Below are 16,070 nucleotides of genomic sequence, written 5' to 3'. Positions count from 1 at the left end.
GGACGATTAATTACAGATAAGACTCCGTCGCTACAAGCAATAATTCGCTCTCTCCAGCATGATCATTCACGATTTGATGATCTTCTGTCGCGCTGAAATAGATTGCTTCCCCAGCCTTGGCATAGTATTCTTTCTTGCCCAGAGTTATCATGATTCTTCCTTTTAATACATACGCAAATGTTTCAGACAGGGATGGCTCGAACTTCTTGAACTCGCCCTTTTCCTGCAGAGTCAAAAGAATGGGCTCCATTTCCTTCTCGTTGGATTCAGGGACAAGCCATTGAATTTGATAACCGCGCTCTTCATCAACGAAATCTGTCGTGTCTCCTTCTCCGTAGACGACCTTCTGGATTCTTTCCTCTTCATCAAAGAATTGCTTTGGCGTGCACCCAAGAACCTCCAAAATATCAAAGAAGGTCTCAATTGACGGGGAGCTGAGTCCTCGCTCCAGCTGTGATATATAGCCTTTGCTTAAGTCCGTCCTCTCACCTAGTTCTTCCTGTGTGAGCCCCTTTTTTAATCGTAAGTTTTTTATTTTGCTTCCAATCGCTTGTAACATTCTATAACCTCAAATCGGTTTATTATTAGTAAACCTGTGATAGAGAAAGTTTATTGTCATCAAACTTTTAGTTTACTTTTGACCTTGATTATTATACAGGATTATTGGTAAACTTCAACATTTTATTCTTGAAAATAATATGTTTTTATTTTCTGCAAAAATAGCAAAAAATTTACCCCAATAAAAAAAGCGCCTTTCAGCGCTCTCCTTCTCATTCATTATGACGGCTTCCGTATATACGAATGGCTTCGCTCATATAGTCTGCGAGTCCGTTCTTAATTTTGTCGAGGTTTTCCTTAAAGCGTTCATCGGCTGTGTACATATCCCCGAGTCCACGGAAAATCTCTATTGTGCAATTATAATGGTACCGTGTAATATGCATGCGCCACTCATGGATAAGCTCCTGCACGGCATCCTCCTCTGGCTTCCGGTCCATGACGGCCGCAATTCTCTCAAAGATGGCAGTTCGTTCTTGCTCGATTCGTGCAAAATCATCGTCCTTATACGATTTTCGCTTTTTCTCTGATTGTTCATAGGCCTCTGTTTGACCATACTTTTCTTTAACCTCTTGCTCATATTGCTTCTGGAATTGGTCGAGCTTGCTTCGGTCAAATGGCTTTAACCGTTTATTTGAATCCATCTCTTTTCCTCCTTTAATCGCTTCAATTGTTTCATCTACCGATTGAATAATACGCATCAAGCGGTCTCGTTTTTCAATGAGGATTTTCCTGTGCATCCGCAAGGCCTCCTCTTCATTGAATTGAGGATCATCAAGAATCCTTTTTATCTTGCTGAGCGGAAAGTCCAGTTCCTTTAGGAATAGAATTTGCTGAAGGCGGGCGGCATCCTGTTCATTGTACAGACGGTATCCGTTGTCTTCCAGCTGGCTCGGTTTTAGAAGATTAATTTCATCATAGTAATGGAGGGTGCGAATGCTGATGCCGGACATATCAGCTAATTCCTTAATTCTATACACCTTTAACCACCTCCCTTTCCTTCATCGTACAGCCTGACGCTACGTGAAGGTCAATGGTTTTGTTTAATGAAATTTCATCAGGGAATAGAACAAATGGATAAAAGCTACAGAGGAGGATAAAGCATGAAGGAGAATATGTACCAAGATTGCATTGATGCCTGCCTTGCCTGCATGGATGCATGCAATATGTGCTTTGACGCATGCTTGAGAGAAGATGATGTGAAGATGATGAGCGAGTGCATCAGACTGGATCGTGAATGTGCAGATATTTGCGCCTTTGCCGCAAAGTCTATGCAATCCAACAGCCCTTTTGCAAAGGATATCTGCAAACTATGCGCAGCTATTTGCGAGGCCTGCGGACAGGAATGCAAAAAGCATGATATGGACCATTGCCAGGTATGTGCAGAAGCCTGCCTAAGCTGTGCAGATTTATGCCGCAGAATGGCTGCTTAATGTAAGTGAACCCTCTGGAAACGAAGACATTCATTTCCAGAGGGTTCTTTTTTAAGATGAGAATAGAAGGTCTAGAATTTTCTTCCCAATCCGGCGGTTCTCCCCCTTAAAGGGATAGCAATGAATATGGATGGCCGGGTTGAAATTCAATTCAATAATAGCCGCATCTTTCTCCGATCCTTTCCCGTCCAAGCTCTTTATCATCATATCCACACCGCAAATGACGGCGCCTGCTGCTTGTGCAGCCTGCAGCGCCATTCGGTTATAGAGCTCCGGGATTTCATCCGTTTTATCGATGCTGTCACCGCCAGTACTGATATTGGAATTCTCACGTAAGTAGACGACTTCACCATTTGCTGGAACAGTTGAGAAGCTTCTGCCCTGCTGATGAAGAAGCATCTCCTCTGCCTCCCCCATTTGAATCTTCTCAAGTGGAGTCCGATAGCCTTTTCCGCGTAATGGATCCTCATTCTTTCGTTGAATCAATTCAGCAATGGTTGAGCGGCCATCCCCCATAACATTTGCTGGTACACGGCGTAAAACGCCTGCAACCTCATCGCCCAATATTAAAAAACGGTATTCTTCGCCTTGAATAAATTCCTCTATTAAGATGGTACGATCATGTTCAAATGCTATTTCACAGGCTCGGCGATAATCCTCCAAATGGTACCCTTCCGTAAAGATGGTAATCCCTATACCGAAATTCGTGTTCTTCGGCTTGATGACGATTGGTGAACCACCGTACTTAGGGTACTCTTTTACCGCTTCCTCAATTGCATCATAGGAATCCCCCTTAGGCACCCTGATTCCAGCCCGCTTCAAGACCTCCTTTGTCACCAGCTTATTCTCCATAATAAGCACGGTGCTATAGCTGTCCAAGGATGTCTTTGTTGCTTGCTTCACAAATTCAGTATGACGGCTGTCTGAAAGGCGAATGAAATTCTCGCTGCGGTCCAAGACCTCTATCTCCAATCCCTTTGCGATAGCGTCCTTCATCAGGATTTGAGTTGAAAGCTCCATATCCTCAAATCCTGCAAGGCGATAGGAGGTCGCCTTGCTCTCCTGTAAAAAGGCAAAAGATTGTTTCATATGAAACATTATGTAGGAATCTTCCTTAACAGCTCGAATAATTTGCTCCGCATAGCTTTCAGATGGATTTTGATATCTTTCCGCTCCCCAATCTGCCGCTTTCTTCGCCCACTCCAGCTCCATTTCCTGATAGAGCTCTTGCATACCGAAAAGGATTTGCTCCTCTTTAACTTCCTGCTCTTTCTCCTCAAGGAAGAACATATATAAGACAAAGGCATGGATGAAATAAAGCATCTCTTTGCTGATTCCATTCTTATAGAAAGGATTAAGATCAAATAAACGAATCTCGATATACTCAATGCCCGTTTCCACCAGCTGATGAAGGGTGTCGCCCTTCTTCCCAGCCTTTAGACGGACAGGGCTGTAAAACTCCTTCTCATTCATTAGTTCTTTTTCTTCTATTAATTGCTGCAGTCCTCGAATATAACGGTCGATGGATTGATAGGAAATGGTGAAATCGCGTAAGTTTCGGTAGCCGCACTTGCTATTCCGGACTGAAGGAACATCATGCTTCACATAACAGTCTTCTCCAAGCCGGATTGCCCTCTCTCGGCAAAAATCTCCGTAGGAGTCATGGAAAACTGGACTTGCTCCCATAATCTGAATGATTAGTCCGAGATAACGGTGTAAATGACGAACTACCTTTAAATACAGCTGATCTTTAAATTCTCGATAGTCACAGCCCTTTCCGATTTCCTTGTGTAAAGAGTGAATCAAGTCCTCTGAAAAAGAAAAATTATAATGAATTCCGCTCATCAGTTGCTTTTTCCGTCCATATTTCTCGCCTAGCCTTACCCGATATTCCTCTTCCTCCGGGTCCTGCATATGGGCAATCGGGATGAGCTTATCCTCCTTGGGGACAATTGGCGGATTACTGCTCGTCCATAAATACTCGCCTCTCTTCTCCAGTTCAATGCTGATGATGTCCTGCAGATTACTGAGAAAATCATATGCCTCTTCAATGGAAGAGCATGCGGGCGTTACCATCTCGATCTGACTTTCCGAAAAGTCTGTTTTGATATAGGGATGTGTCTCCCTTCGCCCAAAGCTTGAAGGATGTTCACTTAAAGCGAGTCTCCCGTTCTTGTCGACTCGTACATTCTCTTTCTCTAGTCCAAACTTGCCCTTTAATAGGAGGGACGCTAATCCATGTTGCTGTATGGCTGCTAGAAGCCTCTGATCTGTCTGTATCATTGATGTCTCCCCTCTAAAAACCATCTGAATTTATAGATGATGCGTCAGGATTTCTTTAGCTTCTCCAAATTCCTTTGAACCTTCCGCTTCAGTGTGACCTTCGATAACTTTATTTTAATTCTTTTTACCTTTTGGGTATACATACTTTGTCTTCTCATCAAAGGACTATATAAAACCAACAAAGGATACTTGGCTATTTTACAGCAGCTTTTCTACATAATATCAGCCGGTCTATACCATAGTAATACATGAATAAACCAACTTAAAACATTAATGCCAAGGTGGACATCTTTACTACTTCTACATGAAAGAGGCGAAATCTATGTATTACTATAAAGAGGAATTAATCAATATTATTAAGCCTGATAAACCTGACCCTGCCGCGGCGAAAGTCCTGCAGGAAACTTTAGGCGGCCAGTTTGGCGAGATGCGCACGATGATGCAATTTTTCTTCCAGAGCAGCAATTTCAGAGGCAAGGCTACCCAATACCGAGATTTAATTCGCGGTATTTTCCTAGAGGAAATTGCCCATGTTGAGCTCGTTCAAAACACAATTAACCAGCTTTTGAACGGTTCTGGTCTATCTGATCAGCCGGGTGACGGCGGAACAGATGGAGCCCCGCTTGATGAAGCCATTAAGCATGCCAATCCCCATCACTATATTATGGGTGCCCAGGCATCCATTCCTGTTGATGCTGGCGGCAACCCTTGGAACGGCTCATGGGTATATGACCATGGCAACCTCATTGCTAACCTCCTTAACAATGTGACATTGGAATCCACTGGTGTATTACAAAAAACCCGTATTTACGAAATGGAGCAATAACCAAACATTCCGAGAAACACTTGGCTTCTTGATTGTACGGGACAACGCCCACCAAAATGCTTTTGCCAAGGCACTTAATACTTTAGGTGTTGATTGGGGCAAGCTCTTCCCTGTCCCCAACTATGACATCAATAAATATCCTGAGTGCAAAAAATATGTAGACATGGGCTTCCATAATGCCCAGTTCAATTTCCGCCTCGACCCAACACGAATTGCCGAGGTCTTCAGCGGACAAACACCAAGCCGTAATGGCGGTACATTGGCCGTAGTACCTCCGCCAAAAGGCTTCCCTGTCCCGCAAATGCCTGATATGCCAAATGAGCATGCCCCGGGAATCCAGGATATGAATGCCTAAAAAGACAAGACAGAGAGCCGTTCCCAGTCGAATGGCTCTCTGTTTTATTGAATAATCATTAATCAATCGATTGATTAACAGCTTCCAAGCATGCTCCACCCTTCTCTTTCTTCCTCTGAGAGGATAGCTGGCTCAAAGCCAAGCTTTCCATAAAGATGAATCGCGGCCCCGCTCGTTGTTTGTGTCTTTAAATACGCTTCATCATGGTAGAGGGCAAGCAGTTCCATTGCTTTAGAGATAAGCGCCTTCCCCAGCCCCTTCCCTTGATATTCCGGGATGATTTCTACCCAGTGCATACGCCCGATTGTCCGCCTATTCCATTCACCGAACCAAGCTGTCGCGGTGCCAATGGGTGTTCCCTCTTCATTCAGAAGGAAGAGCATCCGCTTTTTCACCTCAGCTAGATGAGGGGTGAATTCTCGTTCAAACCGGTTCAGGGCGACGTCAGTATCAAGAAATTCACCTGTCGCCACATTGATTCTTGCCCAATTTGCTTCATCCCCCTCTTGAAAAAGACGAAATTGTACGCCCGCTGGGACCGGTGGTATAGTTTTTAGTAGAGTATACATATAGAGTGGTATGGATTTCATATGAGTCATTCCTCACTTTATCATGATTTTATCCTGCATTAGTTGGGCAGCCCATTCCATGCCCAATTGATTCAGCTTACAATCAGTCGGGTTAAGCTCACTGATTGAAGTTTCACTTCATAGGAGGTACATAACAGATGATGCTAGATGAGATTAAAAATGGTTTAGTCGTATCCTGCCAGGCGCTTCCCGATGAGCCGCTTCACAGTTCCATGATTATGGGAAGAATGGCACTTGCTGCACAAGAAGGCGGAGCAGTCGGCATTCGTGCCAACACACGGGAAGACGTGATGGAAATCAAGAAACAGGTTTCCCTGCCGGTTATCGGAATTGTGAAGAAGGAATATCCGGATTCCCCGATTTATATCACTCCGACCCTTAGGGAAGTGAGCGAGCTTGCCTCTGCCGGTGCAGATATGGTTGCCTTAGACGCCACCTATCGTGACAGACCGCATAATATTACGCTTTCTGAGTACGTCCAGTCGATTAGGATTCATTTCCCTGAGCTCCTGCTTATGGCTGATATCTCCACAATGGGAGAAGCCATTGAGGCTGAAAGACTGGGCTTCGACTGCATTTCAACGACCCTTGTAGGCTATACGCCGTACACGAAGGGACAATGCATTGACCACAAAGATTATGAGCTGCTGCGTGAGCTCGTCTCCACCATCAGCATCCCGGTCATTGCTGAAGGGAATATTCTAACGCCTGATATGGCTCGTAAATGTCTTGAGCATGGGGCCCATGCCGTTGTCGTCGGCGGTGCTATTACAAGACCCCAGCTCATTACAAAGCGCTTCATTGACGGCATGAAGGCTGACTAAAAAAATGGCGGACCTGGTTAATAAACCTGGTCCGCCTTGCTGATTCATTAAGGATGAGAAACAATTAAGCTTGCATCTCCACTGATTTCAAATTGTCCAGTACCAGATGGGAGGATGAAATGTGTCCCCTTCTTGATTGGGAATGTGCCTTCAGCTGTCTTCAGTGTACCTTCACCCGCAATCACGCTTGCCAGCATAAATGGTTTTGCCTGTGTAAGTTCTGCCGCGCCAGCTACATCCCATTTATAAACGGAGAAATACTCTGTTTCCACAAATGTCGTCACCATCACACCAGGTCTTTGCTCCTCCTTAATGTCTACATTGGCATCCTTGTGCGGAACCATGCTTACATCAAGGGATTTTTCAATATGAAGCTCCCGCGTTTGGCCATTTTGGTCCTTGCGGTCGTAATCATATACACGGTATGTCGTATCAGAGCTTTGCTGCGTTTCCAGCACAAGTGTGCCTTCACATAACGCATGAACAGTTCCGCTTGGGACATAGAAGAAGTCGCCCGGCTTAATGGCCACACGGCGCAGAAGGTCATTCCATTCTCCTTTTTCAATCATCTGGGCAAATTCTTCCTTGGAGCCGGCATTATGCCCGTAGATCATTTCTGCTCCTTCCTTACAGTCAATGATGTACCAGCATTCTGTCTTGCCAAGCTCGCCATTTTCATGGATATTGGCATATTCATCATTCGGATGCACTTGTACAGAGAGGTCTGCATTTGCATCGAGAATTTTCGTTAATAATGGGAATACCTTTCCTTCTAGACCGCCAAATAACTCACGGTGGTGATCCCACAGCTCGATTAATGTCTTTCCTTTGTATGGTCCATTTTCAACAACAGATGGCCCGTTTTGATGGCCTGAAATAGCCCAGCATTCTCCTGTATGATCAGAAGGAATCTCGTATCCGAATTGGTCGCGAAGCGCTGTACCTCCCCAAATACGTTCCTGAAATACTGGTGTTAAAAATAATGGTTGTGTCATAAAAGTCCGGCCTCCCATGAGGGTAATAATAATGTACATATTCACTATATAGGAAGGCGATTTCTTTGTCTAACTCAAAAAAATGAATATGCTTCCACCCATTGGTACATAAAAAAGAACCTGCATGAAAACAGGTTCTCACTCGCGCTCACATACCTCCATTCCCTGATGTAATCACCCAGCCCCAGGCTTTTTCAAGGTCTTTCTCTGCAAATGCCTTCACTTCCAGATTGGGCATCATATTGCCAAGATTGGCCATGGATTGTACCCACTGAAGGTCTGATACAGCCGCAATCTTATGGAATTGGTTCATCCGCTTCGCATCGAATTTCAATCCACTGATCATTCCCATCAAATTAGTTCCATCCACGTCACGGATAATCGCCAGGATATTAAACTTTTGATTATTCCCATAATGCTTCGCCACATACCTCTCCAATTGATCCGCATCAGCCTGCGTTGCCTTTCCGCTGAATCGGACCGCAACCGTCATCATATCCTTTGATGGCAGAATTTCAAGCATCTTTTCCCATCCCCTTCTATACTGATTGAACTGCCGTACACCACATCGTTATACGAGTGTTCTTACGTTACTAAACTTATTCAAGGACACCGCAAGCTATTCGATCCCCTGAATCTCCTGAAGGGTCTGTCTTTCCATCATCCTCCTTATCATGAACAACAAGTGCGCTTCCGTCTTCATCCAATAAGGAGTTTTCTTTATCCGCTAATAAAGAGACATACTCTGTCGTGAATTCAAATTCGCCAGTGCCATCCTCTGTTACCTCAATATTCGGCAAATCCCCGGCATGCGGACCATTGTCATTTTCCACCCCATGCTTGGTATCATCAGGGTTGAAGTGAGCACCGGCAGATTCAAAGTCAGGACCCTCACACTTAGCCGTCTCATGGAAGTGAACACCATGCTTGCCAGGTTCCATTCCCTCTACCTTCAAGGTGACCTTTACACCATTTTCCTCTTGTTCAAGAACAGCTGAACCAGCTTTCTCATCATCACTGTTCTTCAATTCAACTGTCTTGCGGTTTGTCACCTTATTATCGCCATCCTGGTTATCCGCATTATTCTCGTTTTGCTCAATCTTATCGCTTGTCGTATCTAATTCTTCACTTTCAGAGCATCCTGCAAGGACGAGTACAAATGTCATGAGCATTAAAAAGATATATTTCTTCAACTTTTCTCCTCCTCTTCGTTTCTATTTACCTAAATTAACCAAGAGAGAGGCTGGTAAACACCCTTTTAAGGAAAATCATTCGATAGTCCTTAGGTGGCAGGCAAAAAAAATAGACCATTCAATATGATCTATTTCGTCAATACGCTGCTCAGTCTTCTCCCCTCTTTTGAATAAAAGAAATAATATCAATATATAATGCAGTTATTTCCTCAGGCGTTTTGTCTAGGTCATTTCGCACCCATTGTTCAATTAAACCTAAGAAGGCAGAGGTAATAAAGGATAGATAGTATTCCATCGGGACATTTAAACCTGCATGGCTGCTTTCATGTTTCTCTAAATTAACACGCACTTTTTCCGTGAAGGCATCTCTAAATCGGAGATGAAAGCCTGCTCTTCCATGGTTGCTCAGAAATATTTTCAATAAGGGCGCATGCATCTTAATCGAGCTGAATAAAGCAGCAGCTAATTGCTCTTGCCCCTTTTCATATGTCTGCATAGATGAATAATGGAATTGTAATTCATCAATATGATTTCCTAGATCTCTAAACAATTGCTGCTCGATTCGATCGAGCAAATCATACTTATCTAGATAATGTAAATAGAATGTTCCACGGTTTATTTGGGCCTTTTTTGTAATATCTCCGACAGTAATGGCTTCAAACGGTTTCTTCTCTAATAGTTGCAGAAAGGAACGTTGAATCGTTTGTTTCGTTCTTCGATTTTTCTCCTCATATATGCCCATCACAATCACCTTTTCTCAAAATTGAACACATTGTTCATTTTGTTCATTGCTTCCTCTCTCTCTCGATTATAAAATAAGCAATAATTACTAAACAACATGTTGAACATTTGAAAGGGATGGATTTTGTTTGAGATTATTTAAAGAAAAATTAGCATGGGCAGCTCCCCTCGCGGTCATTTTAATTATCGCCTTATTCTCCGTGAACCTCTTTGCACAAGGAGACCCAAAGGTACGAAATTTACCGGTTGCCCTCATTGTCAATGATGAAGGTGAACATGTAGAGGCTGTTCAAACAGCCGTTGAACAAATGAGTAAAGGCACAGAAAGCGAAGAACCGATGTTAGCTTTTACAAATGAAAAGGAAGAAGATATCGAGGAACTATTTGATGATAAAAAATATTACGCGGCATTAGTCATTCCAGAAGGGTATAATGATTCATTGCAAAATGCGATGAAGAACAATGCTGCAGCAACTTTACAAGTGTATATTAACCAGGGGTATAACGCGACAGGCGCCAACTATGCGAAAACGGCCTTAAATGCTTTGATTTCACAATTGAGCAGTCAATATTCCACAAGCTTTGTAGCACAAATGGGCGACCAGCAAATTGGTGCAGACAAAGCAGCCGTTTTAGTTGACCCAATTGTTTCAGAGGAAAAGATATTCAATGCCATTACTGCTTCAACAGCAAACGGCAGTGCGCCAACCTTAATGGCCGTACCTGCCTGGGTCGGTGCCTTAATTGGCGGCTTCATACTATTCCTTGTTACATCTGGCATCTTTAAGAAAGAATTATTAACACGGAAGCAAGCCTTACGCCTAATGGGCGGTCAAGCTTTATTCGGTATAATCATCGCCCTGTTCTCAGGGTTCACCGTTGCAACACTTGGCTTAATCGCCGGTATTAATATGCCAAGCTATTTCTTAGTTGGATCATTCGTATCGTTTGCAGCATTCTGTTTCTTCTTATTAGTATCCGGAGTCACTTCCTGGATTGGAAAGCCAGCCATCACATTATTCATGGTTGTCATGTTGCTTGGGATGGGGGTTTTAATGACACCAAAAGAGATGCTCCCAGATTTCTTTGTCAACTTCATTCGTCCATGGGTGCCAATCCGTTTTGCTTCTGAAGGGTTACGTGAGATTTTCTACTTCGGCAGCGGATTCTATACCGGACAATCCTTTAACATTATTTTAGGAATCGGGATTTCCGGTCTTGTTATGTATCTTTTATCTATATTTAAACCAGTTCGTTCGCCAAAAGCGAAAGCGAAATAAACGTGTGGGCAGTGACAATTTAAGCCCCCTTCCTAATGAAAGCATGAAAAGCCAACCTTTTGCGGTTGGCTTTTCCCGTTTATTGGAATTAGGATTACCTTTTCAAGTCCACTAAAAAGCAACATTCATCTATGCTGCTTTTCGAACAAGAGGGTTCGCCACCATAAGTAAGACAATGATGATACCGAATGCCGCAATCGCCAAGAACATTTGCTGTACACTGATAAATGTCATAAGAATCCCTGCCAGTAAGAGAGAAGCAGGATTCACTCCCTCAAGCAGTACTCTCATCGTACTTTGCGAGCGTCCAATAACCTCTCTTGGAATCTTGACCATGAAAAGTGTGCTTAGCGTAATATTCACGAGTGTACTCCCTGCTCCGGCAAGCCCAATGAATAGGCAGCTGATGATAAAGTTCGTGATGACCCCTAAGCCGGCAAACGGCAATAGTATCATGAGCAGCCCAATGACAATGGGATAAATTTTCGGTCGGTCAGCAAAGAAATTGATGGCAATTGATCCTGTTAGAATACCGATAAAGAAGGCTACTTCAATAATGGCAAGTTGAGACGGATTATTTACATAAGCCGGCAAAAGAAGCTCGACCGGTGCAAACATAAAGTTAATCAAGACGAGATAGATAATCATGGCACGTAATATCGGAGCCCTTATGATAGTATGAAATCCTTCCTTCAAATCAGTCATAAAGACACTTCTATTCAACTTCTCTGGCTTCTTTGCCAATAGTTCAGGCTGATTAATCAATCGGATAAAGACAAAAGATAAAAGAAACATAATCGCATTGAATAAGAAAGCAAAACGGAGACCTATGGCCAGCAATATACCTGCGATAACCGGTGCTGCCAATCCGGTGACAACCTGTACTGTAGAGGACGCGCTTTGAGCACGAATCATGAGCTCATCAGGCACGATTGAACGAATCGCTACTGCTCTTGCAGGTGTAAAAAAGGCACTGAAACTTGAGACGATAAACGCTGAGACAATTAACATCCATGGTGCAAGCAGGTCTAGTACGAATAACGTAAATAACCCAAATAGGGCAAGCGACCGGAATATGTCGGCAGCAAGCATAATATTCTTTTGATTCCCACGGTCCACAATGACCCCTGCAAATATGCCAAGGATAATCGTTGGAATCACTCCAGCAGCAAGCACATACGCCATATGGACAGACGATCCTGTCAATTCCTTCATCGACCAAACAAGGGCCAAGGTATATACCCCATCACCCAGCATGGCGATTGCCTGCCCAAAAAGCAAATAGCGATAATTCCTAATTTGGAGTAAGTCTTTCATACTGCTCTTTTTTGAGGAATTTTCTGCCGGTTCCTTGACAGCTGTTTCTTCCAATATACAAACACCCCTGACTTGTTATCTATTATCCGTAAGGTTCGTCTAGATGTTAATTGGCAAGTTGATAAAATCTAATAGCTGAAATAAAGCGGCTATGATGAGGAGAACTGAGGTGCAATTTAAGGAGAGATTGTTACTATGATGATTATTTTATCATTTTAGAATATTTTAACAATATTTTTTCATAGAAAAAAGCCATAGTTTACACCATGGCTTTCTCTCCAAATTGAATCCGATGTAGATTCGCAAATACTCCATTATGGGCAAGGAGCTCCTCATAAGTACCGTCTTCCTCAATTCCTTTTTCTCCAACCACAATTAGTCGGTCAGCATTGCGGATCGTGGCAAGCCTGTGGGCGATGACCAAGGTTGTCCGATTTGCGGCAAGCTCCTCCAATGATTGTTGGATAATCCTCTCTGTCTCTGTATCAAGAGCGGATGTTGCTTCATCAAGGATTAAGATTGGCGGATTTTTCAGGAACATCCTCGCAATCGCGAGTCGTTGTTTCTGGCCGCCTGATAGTTTTAAGCCGCGTTCTCCGATTTCTGTCTCATAGCCATCCGGCAATGCCTCAATCATGCTTTCAAGATGGGCCTTCCTCGCTGCCTCCTTGATTTCCTCAAAGGACGCATCAAGTTTTCCATAGGCAATATTCTCACGAATCGTACCCGTAAAGAGGAACACATCCTGCTGGACAATCCCAATCTGCTTGCGCAAGGATTCAAGTGTCATCTCCCGAATATCAATACCGTCAATCTTGATTGCGCCTCCGTCCACATCATAAAAGCGAGGTATTAACGAGCAAATTGTCGTTTTCCCTGCCCCAGAAGGACCTACGAAAGCCGTTGTTTCTCCTGCTCTTAACGAAAGGGAAATATCACTTAACACTGACTTAGATTCATCATAACGGAAATCCACATGATCAAATTGTATATCCCCATTTAAATGATTGACCACGATGGCATTTTTCTTATCCTGAATATCAGGCTCTTGTTCAATCAGCTCGAGGAACCGTTTGAAGCCGGCCATTCCTTTTGGATACAGCTCAAGCAATGCGCTGATCTTATCAATTGGCTTCACGAGGACATTTGTATAGAGGACGAAGCTGACCAATTCCCCATAGGTAAGATTGCCATTAAAGCTCAGCCATGCCCCGACAATCAGAACAAGCAATGTCAAAAGACGCGTCATCATGTAGATGGAGGAATGCGTCCATGCCATGACCTTATAGGCACGCAATTTCGCCAAGCGGAATTTCCCGTTGTTTTTCCTGAAACGATTCATTTCGTAGGATTGATTCGTAAATGATTGCACAACACGTACACCAGAAACACTGTCCTCCACTCGAGCATTCACATCCGCAATCTCCCCGTACATGTCCTTCCATGCTGCATTCATCTTCTTATTACTGAAGACAACGAGCCACGTTAAGAATGGCACGAGGATAATGGCGACGATGGCTAAGGTCGGATTGATATTGAACATAATCAGGAAGGCCCCAATGAACGTCATGATGGCAATAAAGGCATCCTCCGGTCCATGGTGGGCAAATTCGCCGATATCAAATAAATCATTCGTAATCCGGCTCATGACATGTCCTGTTTTCGTATTATCAAAGAATCGGAAGGACTGACGCTGAACATGGTTAAACAGCTCCTGTCTCATATCCGTCTCTATATTCGTCCCAAGCTTATGGCCAAGATAATTCACAATGAACTGCAGGAATGTGCTGAGCAGGTAAACGAAGAGAAGCAATACTCCTACCGTCACAACCATTCCCCAATCCCCTGTTGGGAGCAATTCATCAATAAATCGCTGAACAGCCACCGGGAAAGCAAGCTCCAGCAAAGCTACAATGATAGCGCTGGTAAAATCTATCATAAACAGCCGTTTATGTGGTTTATAGTATGAAAAGAATTTTCTTAGCATGGTGATGTTCCTTTCTCCACCAAATGGTAGATATTCATTATACCAATTTCTCCTATGATACATTAAGCCAAATAAAAAAGCCCCTGTTTTTACAGAGGCTGAGGAGTTTGTATTCTGCGTTTCGCGATAATGTCCTTTTCATGCTTCAATAGCCATTCCTTTCGCCAAACACCGGATGCATAGCCGACCATCTTACCGTTTGCCCCGATAATGCGGTGACAGGGAATCAATACACAGACAGGGTTCCTTCCATTGGCGCTGCCTACAGCACGCACAGCCTTCTCGTTGCCTGCTAAGGAAGCAATGTCCTTATAAGAAGCAGTCGCCCCGTATGAAACAGACGTAAGGGATTCCCAAACTCTCTTCTGAAAAGCCGTGCCTTCAAATAGGTAAGGCACCGAAAAATCAAGCCGTTCGCCGCGAAAGTATTCATCAAGCTGACGGGCACACTCGACCATCACAGCTGGTGTCTCCTCCCGCTGCGTGTAAATGATCTCTTCCCGCTCCTTAAACAAAACGGACGTGACTGCCTCTTCTGTACCACCAATCTCAATAATGCCAAGCGGCGATGGATAATCGAGTTTCATTGTAACAACCACTTCTAGCACGCTCCCTTCATACTAAAAGGGTAGCACAAGACGGCTACCCTTCCAATTCTCAATACAATTATTTTACATAATCCGGATAATCCGTAATAATGCCATCCACCTTCATATCAAGCAGGAATTGAACGGTATCCCTGCTTCTCGCTGTCCAGGACTGAACCTTCATGCCTGCTTCATGGACTTTCGTCACGAGCTCTTCGGTGACAAGGCCATAGCTTGGGTTGAAGTATTCGGCATAGTCAGCAAACTGTTCAATGGCCGTATCCGTTGTATCTGAGGCTCGATTGATGAGAACACCGATTGGCATGCGCGGCAGTAATTGATCCGCTTTTTTCATCGAATCAAAATTAAAGGATTGAACGATGACTTTTTCATTGCGCGGTTTGTCAAGATGATAGGCCTTCAGGAGATTGGCAACCTCTTCTTCAATTCCGGGATATAGTTCTGGAGATTTCAATTCGATTAAGATGCCAATCTTCCCTTTATACCTTTTCAGCACCTCTTCAAATGTCGGCACCTTCTCTCCCTTAAAGGTTTCTGACATCCAGCTGCCTGCATCAAGGGAGCGGATTTCTTCAAACGTCAGGCTCCCGACTTTCCCTGTCCCGTCGGTCGTACGGTCGACGGTAGTGTCATGGATAATAACGAGCTTCCCATCCTTTGTTCGTTGAACATCCACTTCAATATAATCAGATTTCATCTTCACTGCACGATCAAAGGCGGCAATTGTATTCTCAGGAGCATAGCCAGACGCTCCGCGGTGGGCAACCACCTCTGTTTTGTGATGACCTGCCGGTTCCTTTGCCAATGTTTCCTGCTCTGGCGCCCATAATAATGCAGCGGACAACCCAATCACTAATCCTGCCATCTTCCTCATACTTCACCACTCCCCATTTCGATTTTCCAACCATATTTAGTGTAAAAGAGGAACATGAATAATAAATGGCGAATAGGTGAATTTTAGGTGATAAATGGATGACAAAATTCAGGATATTGCACCTAGAAAATGATACAAACAAAATGGGAAAACCGGCCTTTGCCTTGTCTATCTCTATTGCTTTAGAGCATGTAATACCTTTTTATCCA

Annotated in this window: 15 protein-coding genes and 1 pseudogene; 4 read left to right on the top strand and 12 right to left on the bottom strand. The window is 43.7% G+C overall.

Annotated features, from left to right (window positions below):
* Positions 1-10 precede the first annotated feature (10 nt).
* Positions 11-559, bottom strand: a complete 549-nt coding sequence (locus ACY8DX_RS01120; protein ID WP_049672474.1) for a helix-turn-helix domain-containing protein — start codon at positions 557-559, stop codon at positions 11-13.
* A 211-nt stretch (positions 560-770) separates the two neighbouring features.
* The gene (locus ACY8DX_RS01115; protein WP_082197217.1) at positions 771-1,535 is read right to left on the bottom strand and encodes a MerR family transcriptional regulator; all 765 of its coding nucleotides are present in this window, start codon (positions 1,533-1,535) and stop codon (positions 771-773) included.
* Positions 1,536-1,658: 123 nt separating this feature from the next.
* Between ACY8DX_RS01115 and ACY8DX_RS01110 the strand changes: the two genes are divergently transcribed.
* Positions 1,659-1,988, top strand: coding sequence for a four-helix bundle copper-binding protein (locus ACY8DX_RS01110; RefSeq protein ID WP_049672475.1), 330 nt, complete (start codon positions 1,659-1,661; stop codon positions 1,986-1,988).
* Between the two features lie 51 nt (positions 1,989-2,039).
* Here the strand turns inward: ACY8DX_RS01110 and gshAB are convergent, their stop codons facing one another.
* Positions 2,040-4,271, bottom strand: coding sequence for a bifunctional glutamate--cysteine ligase GshA/glutathione synthetase GshB (gene gshAB / locus ACY8DX_RS01105; protein WP_439801956.1), 2,232 nt, complete (start codon positions 4,269-4,271; stop codon positions 2,040-2,042).
* A 322-nt stretch (positions 4,272-4,593) separates the two neighbouring features.
* Between gshAB and ACY8DX_RS01100 the strand changes: the two are divergent.
* A pseudogene (locus ACY8DX_RS01100) lies at positions 4,594-5,452 on the top strand (manganese catalase family protein).
* 74 nt (positions 5,453-5,526) lie between these two features.
* Here ACY8DX_RS01100 and ACY8DX_RS01095 read toward each other — a convergent pair.
* On the bottom strand, positions 5,527-6,021 hold the full coding sequence (locus ACY8DX_RS01095; protein WP_462406057.1) for a GNAT family N-acetyltransferase: 495 nt from the start codon (positions 6,019-6,021) through the stop codon (positions 5,527-5,529).
* A gap of 161 nt (positions 6,022-6,182) precedes the next feature.
* Here ACY8DX_RS01095 and ACY8DX_RS01090 point away from each other — a divergent pair, with 161 nt between their 5' ends.
* Positions 6,183-6,866, top strand: coding sequence for an N-acetylmannosamine-6-phosphate 2-epimerase (locus ACY8DX_RS01090; protein ID WP_197089998.1), 684 nt, complete (start codon positions 6,183-6,185; stop codon positions 6,864-6,866).
* A gap of 47 nt (positions 6,867-6,913) precedes the next feature.
* Here ACY8DX_RS01090 and manA read toward each other — a convergent pair whose 3' ends face one another.
* From manA to ACY8DX_RS01070, 4 genes are all read right to left on the bottom strand, one after another.
* The gene (manA, locus tag ACY8DX_RS01085; protein ID WP_462406056.1) at positions 6,914-7,861 is read right to left on the bottom strand and encodes a mannose-6-phosphate isomerase, class I; all 948 of its coding nucleotides are present in this window, start codon (positions 7,859-7,861) and stop codon (positions 6,914-6,916) included.
* A gap of 148 nt (positions 7,862-8,009) precedes the next feature.
* Positions 8,010-8,384 (bottom strand): SpoIIAA family protein, encoded by a 375-nt coding sequence (locus tag ACY8DX_RS01080; protein ID WP_049672480.1) that lies wholly within the window; start codon positions 8,382-8,384, stop codon positions 8,010-8,012.
* A 76-nt stretch (positions 8,385-8,460) separates the two neighbouring features.
* The gene (locus tag ACY8DX_RS01075) at positions 8,461-9,054 is read right to left on the bottom strand and encodes a superoxide dismutase family protein (RefSeq protein ID WP_462406055.1); all 594 of its coding nucleotides are present in this window, start codon (positions 9,052-9,054) and stop codon (positions 8,461-8,463) included.
* A 148-nt stretch (positions 9,055-9,202) separates the two neighbouring features.
* Positions 9,203-9,796 (bottom strand): TetR/AcrR family transcriptional regulator, encoded by a 594-nt coding sequence (locus ACY8DX_RS01070; protein WP_439801952.1) that lies wholly within the window; start codon positions 9,794-9,796, stop codon positions 9,203-9,205.
* A gap of 127 nt (positions 9,797-9,923) precedes the next feature.
* On the opposite strand from ACY8DX_RS01070, the gene ACY8DX_RS01065 reads away from it, so the two are divergent.
* The gene (locus tag ACY8DX_RS01065; RefSeq protein ID WP_049672483.1) at positions 9,924-11,075 is read left to right on the top strand and encodes a YhgE/Pip domain-containing protein; all 1,152 of its coding nucleotides are present in this window, start codon (positions 9,924-9,926) and stop codon (positions 11,073-11,075) included.
* Positions 11,076-11,204: 129 nt separating this feature from the next.
* Here ACY8DX_RS01065 and ACY8DX_RS01060 read toward each other — a convergent pair whose 3' ends face one another.
* From ACY8DX_RS01060 to ACY8DX_RS01045, 4 genes are all read right to left on the bottom strand, one after another.
* Positions 11,205-12,446, bottom strand: coding sequence for an MFS transporter (locus tag ACY8DX_RS01060; RefSeq protein ID WP_462406054.1), 1,242 nt, complete (start codon positions 12,444-12,446; stop codon positions 11,205-11,207).
* A 205-nt stretch (positions 12,447-12,651) separates the two neighbouring features.
* Positions 12,652-14,379 (bottom strand): ABC transporter ATP-binding protein, encoded by a 1,728-nt coding sequence (locus ACY8DX_RS01055; RefSeq protein WP_049672485.1) that lies wholly within the window; start codon positions 14,377-14,379, stop codon positions 12,652-12,654.
* 89 nt (positions 14,380-14,468) lie between these two features.
* A complete protein-coding gene (locus ACY8DX_RS01050) occupies positions 14,469-14,966 on the bottom strand; it encodes a methylated-DNA--[protein]-cysteine S-methyltransferase (RefSeq protein WP_049672486.1) in 498 nt (165 codons plus the stop codon).
* Positions 14,967-15,045: 79 nt separating this feature from the next.
* Positions 15,046-15,861, bottom strand: coding sequence for a glycerophosphodiester phosphodiesterase (locus ACY8DX_RS01045; RefSeq protein WP_439801950.1), 816 nt, complete (start codon positions 15,859-15,861; stop codon positions 15,046-15,048).
* Between the last annotated feature and the right edge of the window lie 209 nt (positions 15,862-16,070).

Source organism: Gracilibacillus sp. Marseille-QA3620 (assembly GCF_054950035.1).
This window is presented reverse-complemented; position numbering and strand designations above follow the sequence as displayed.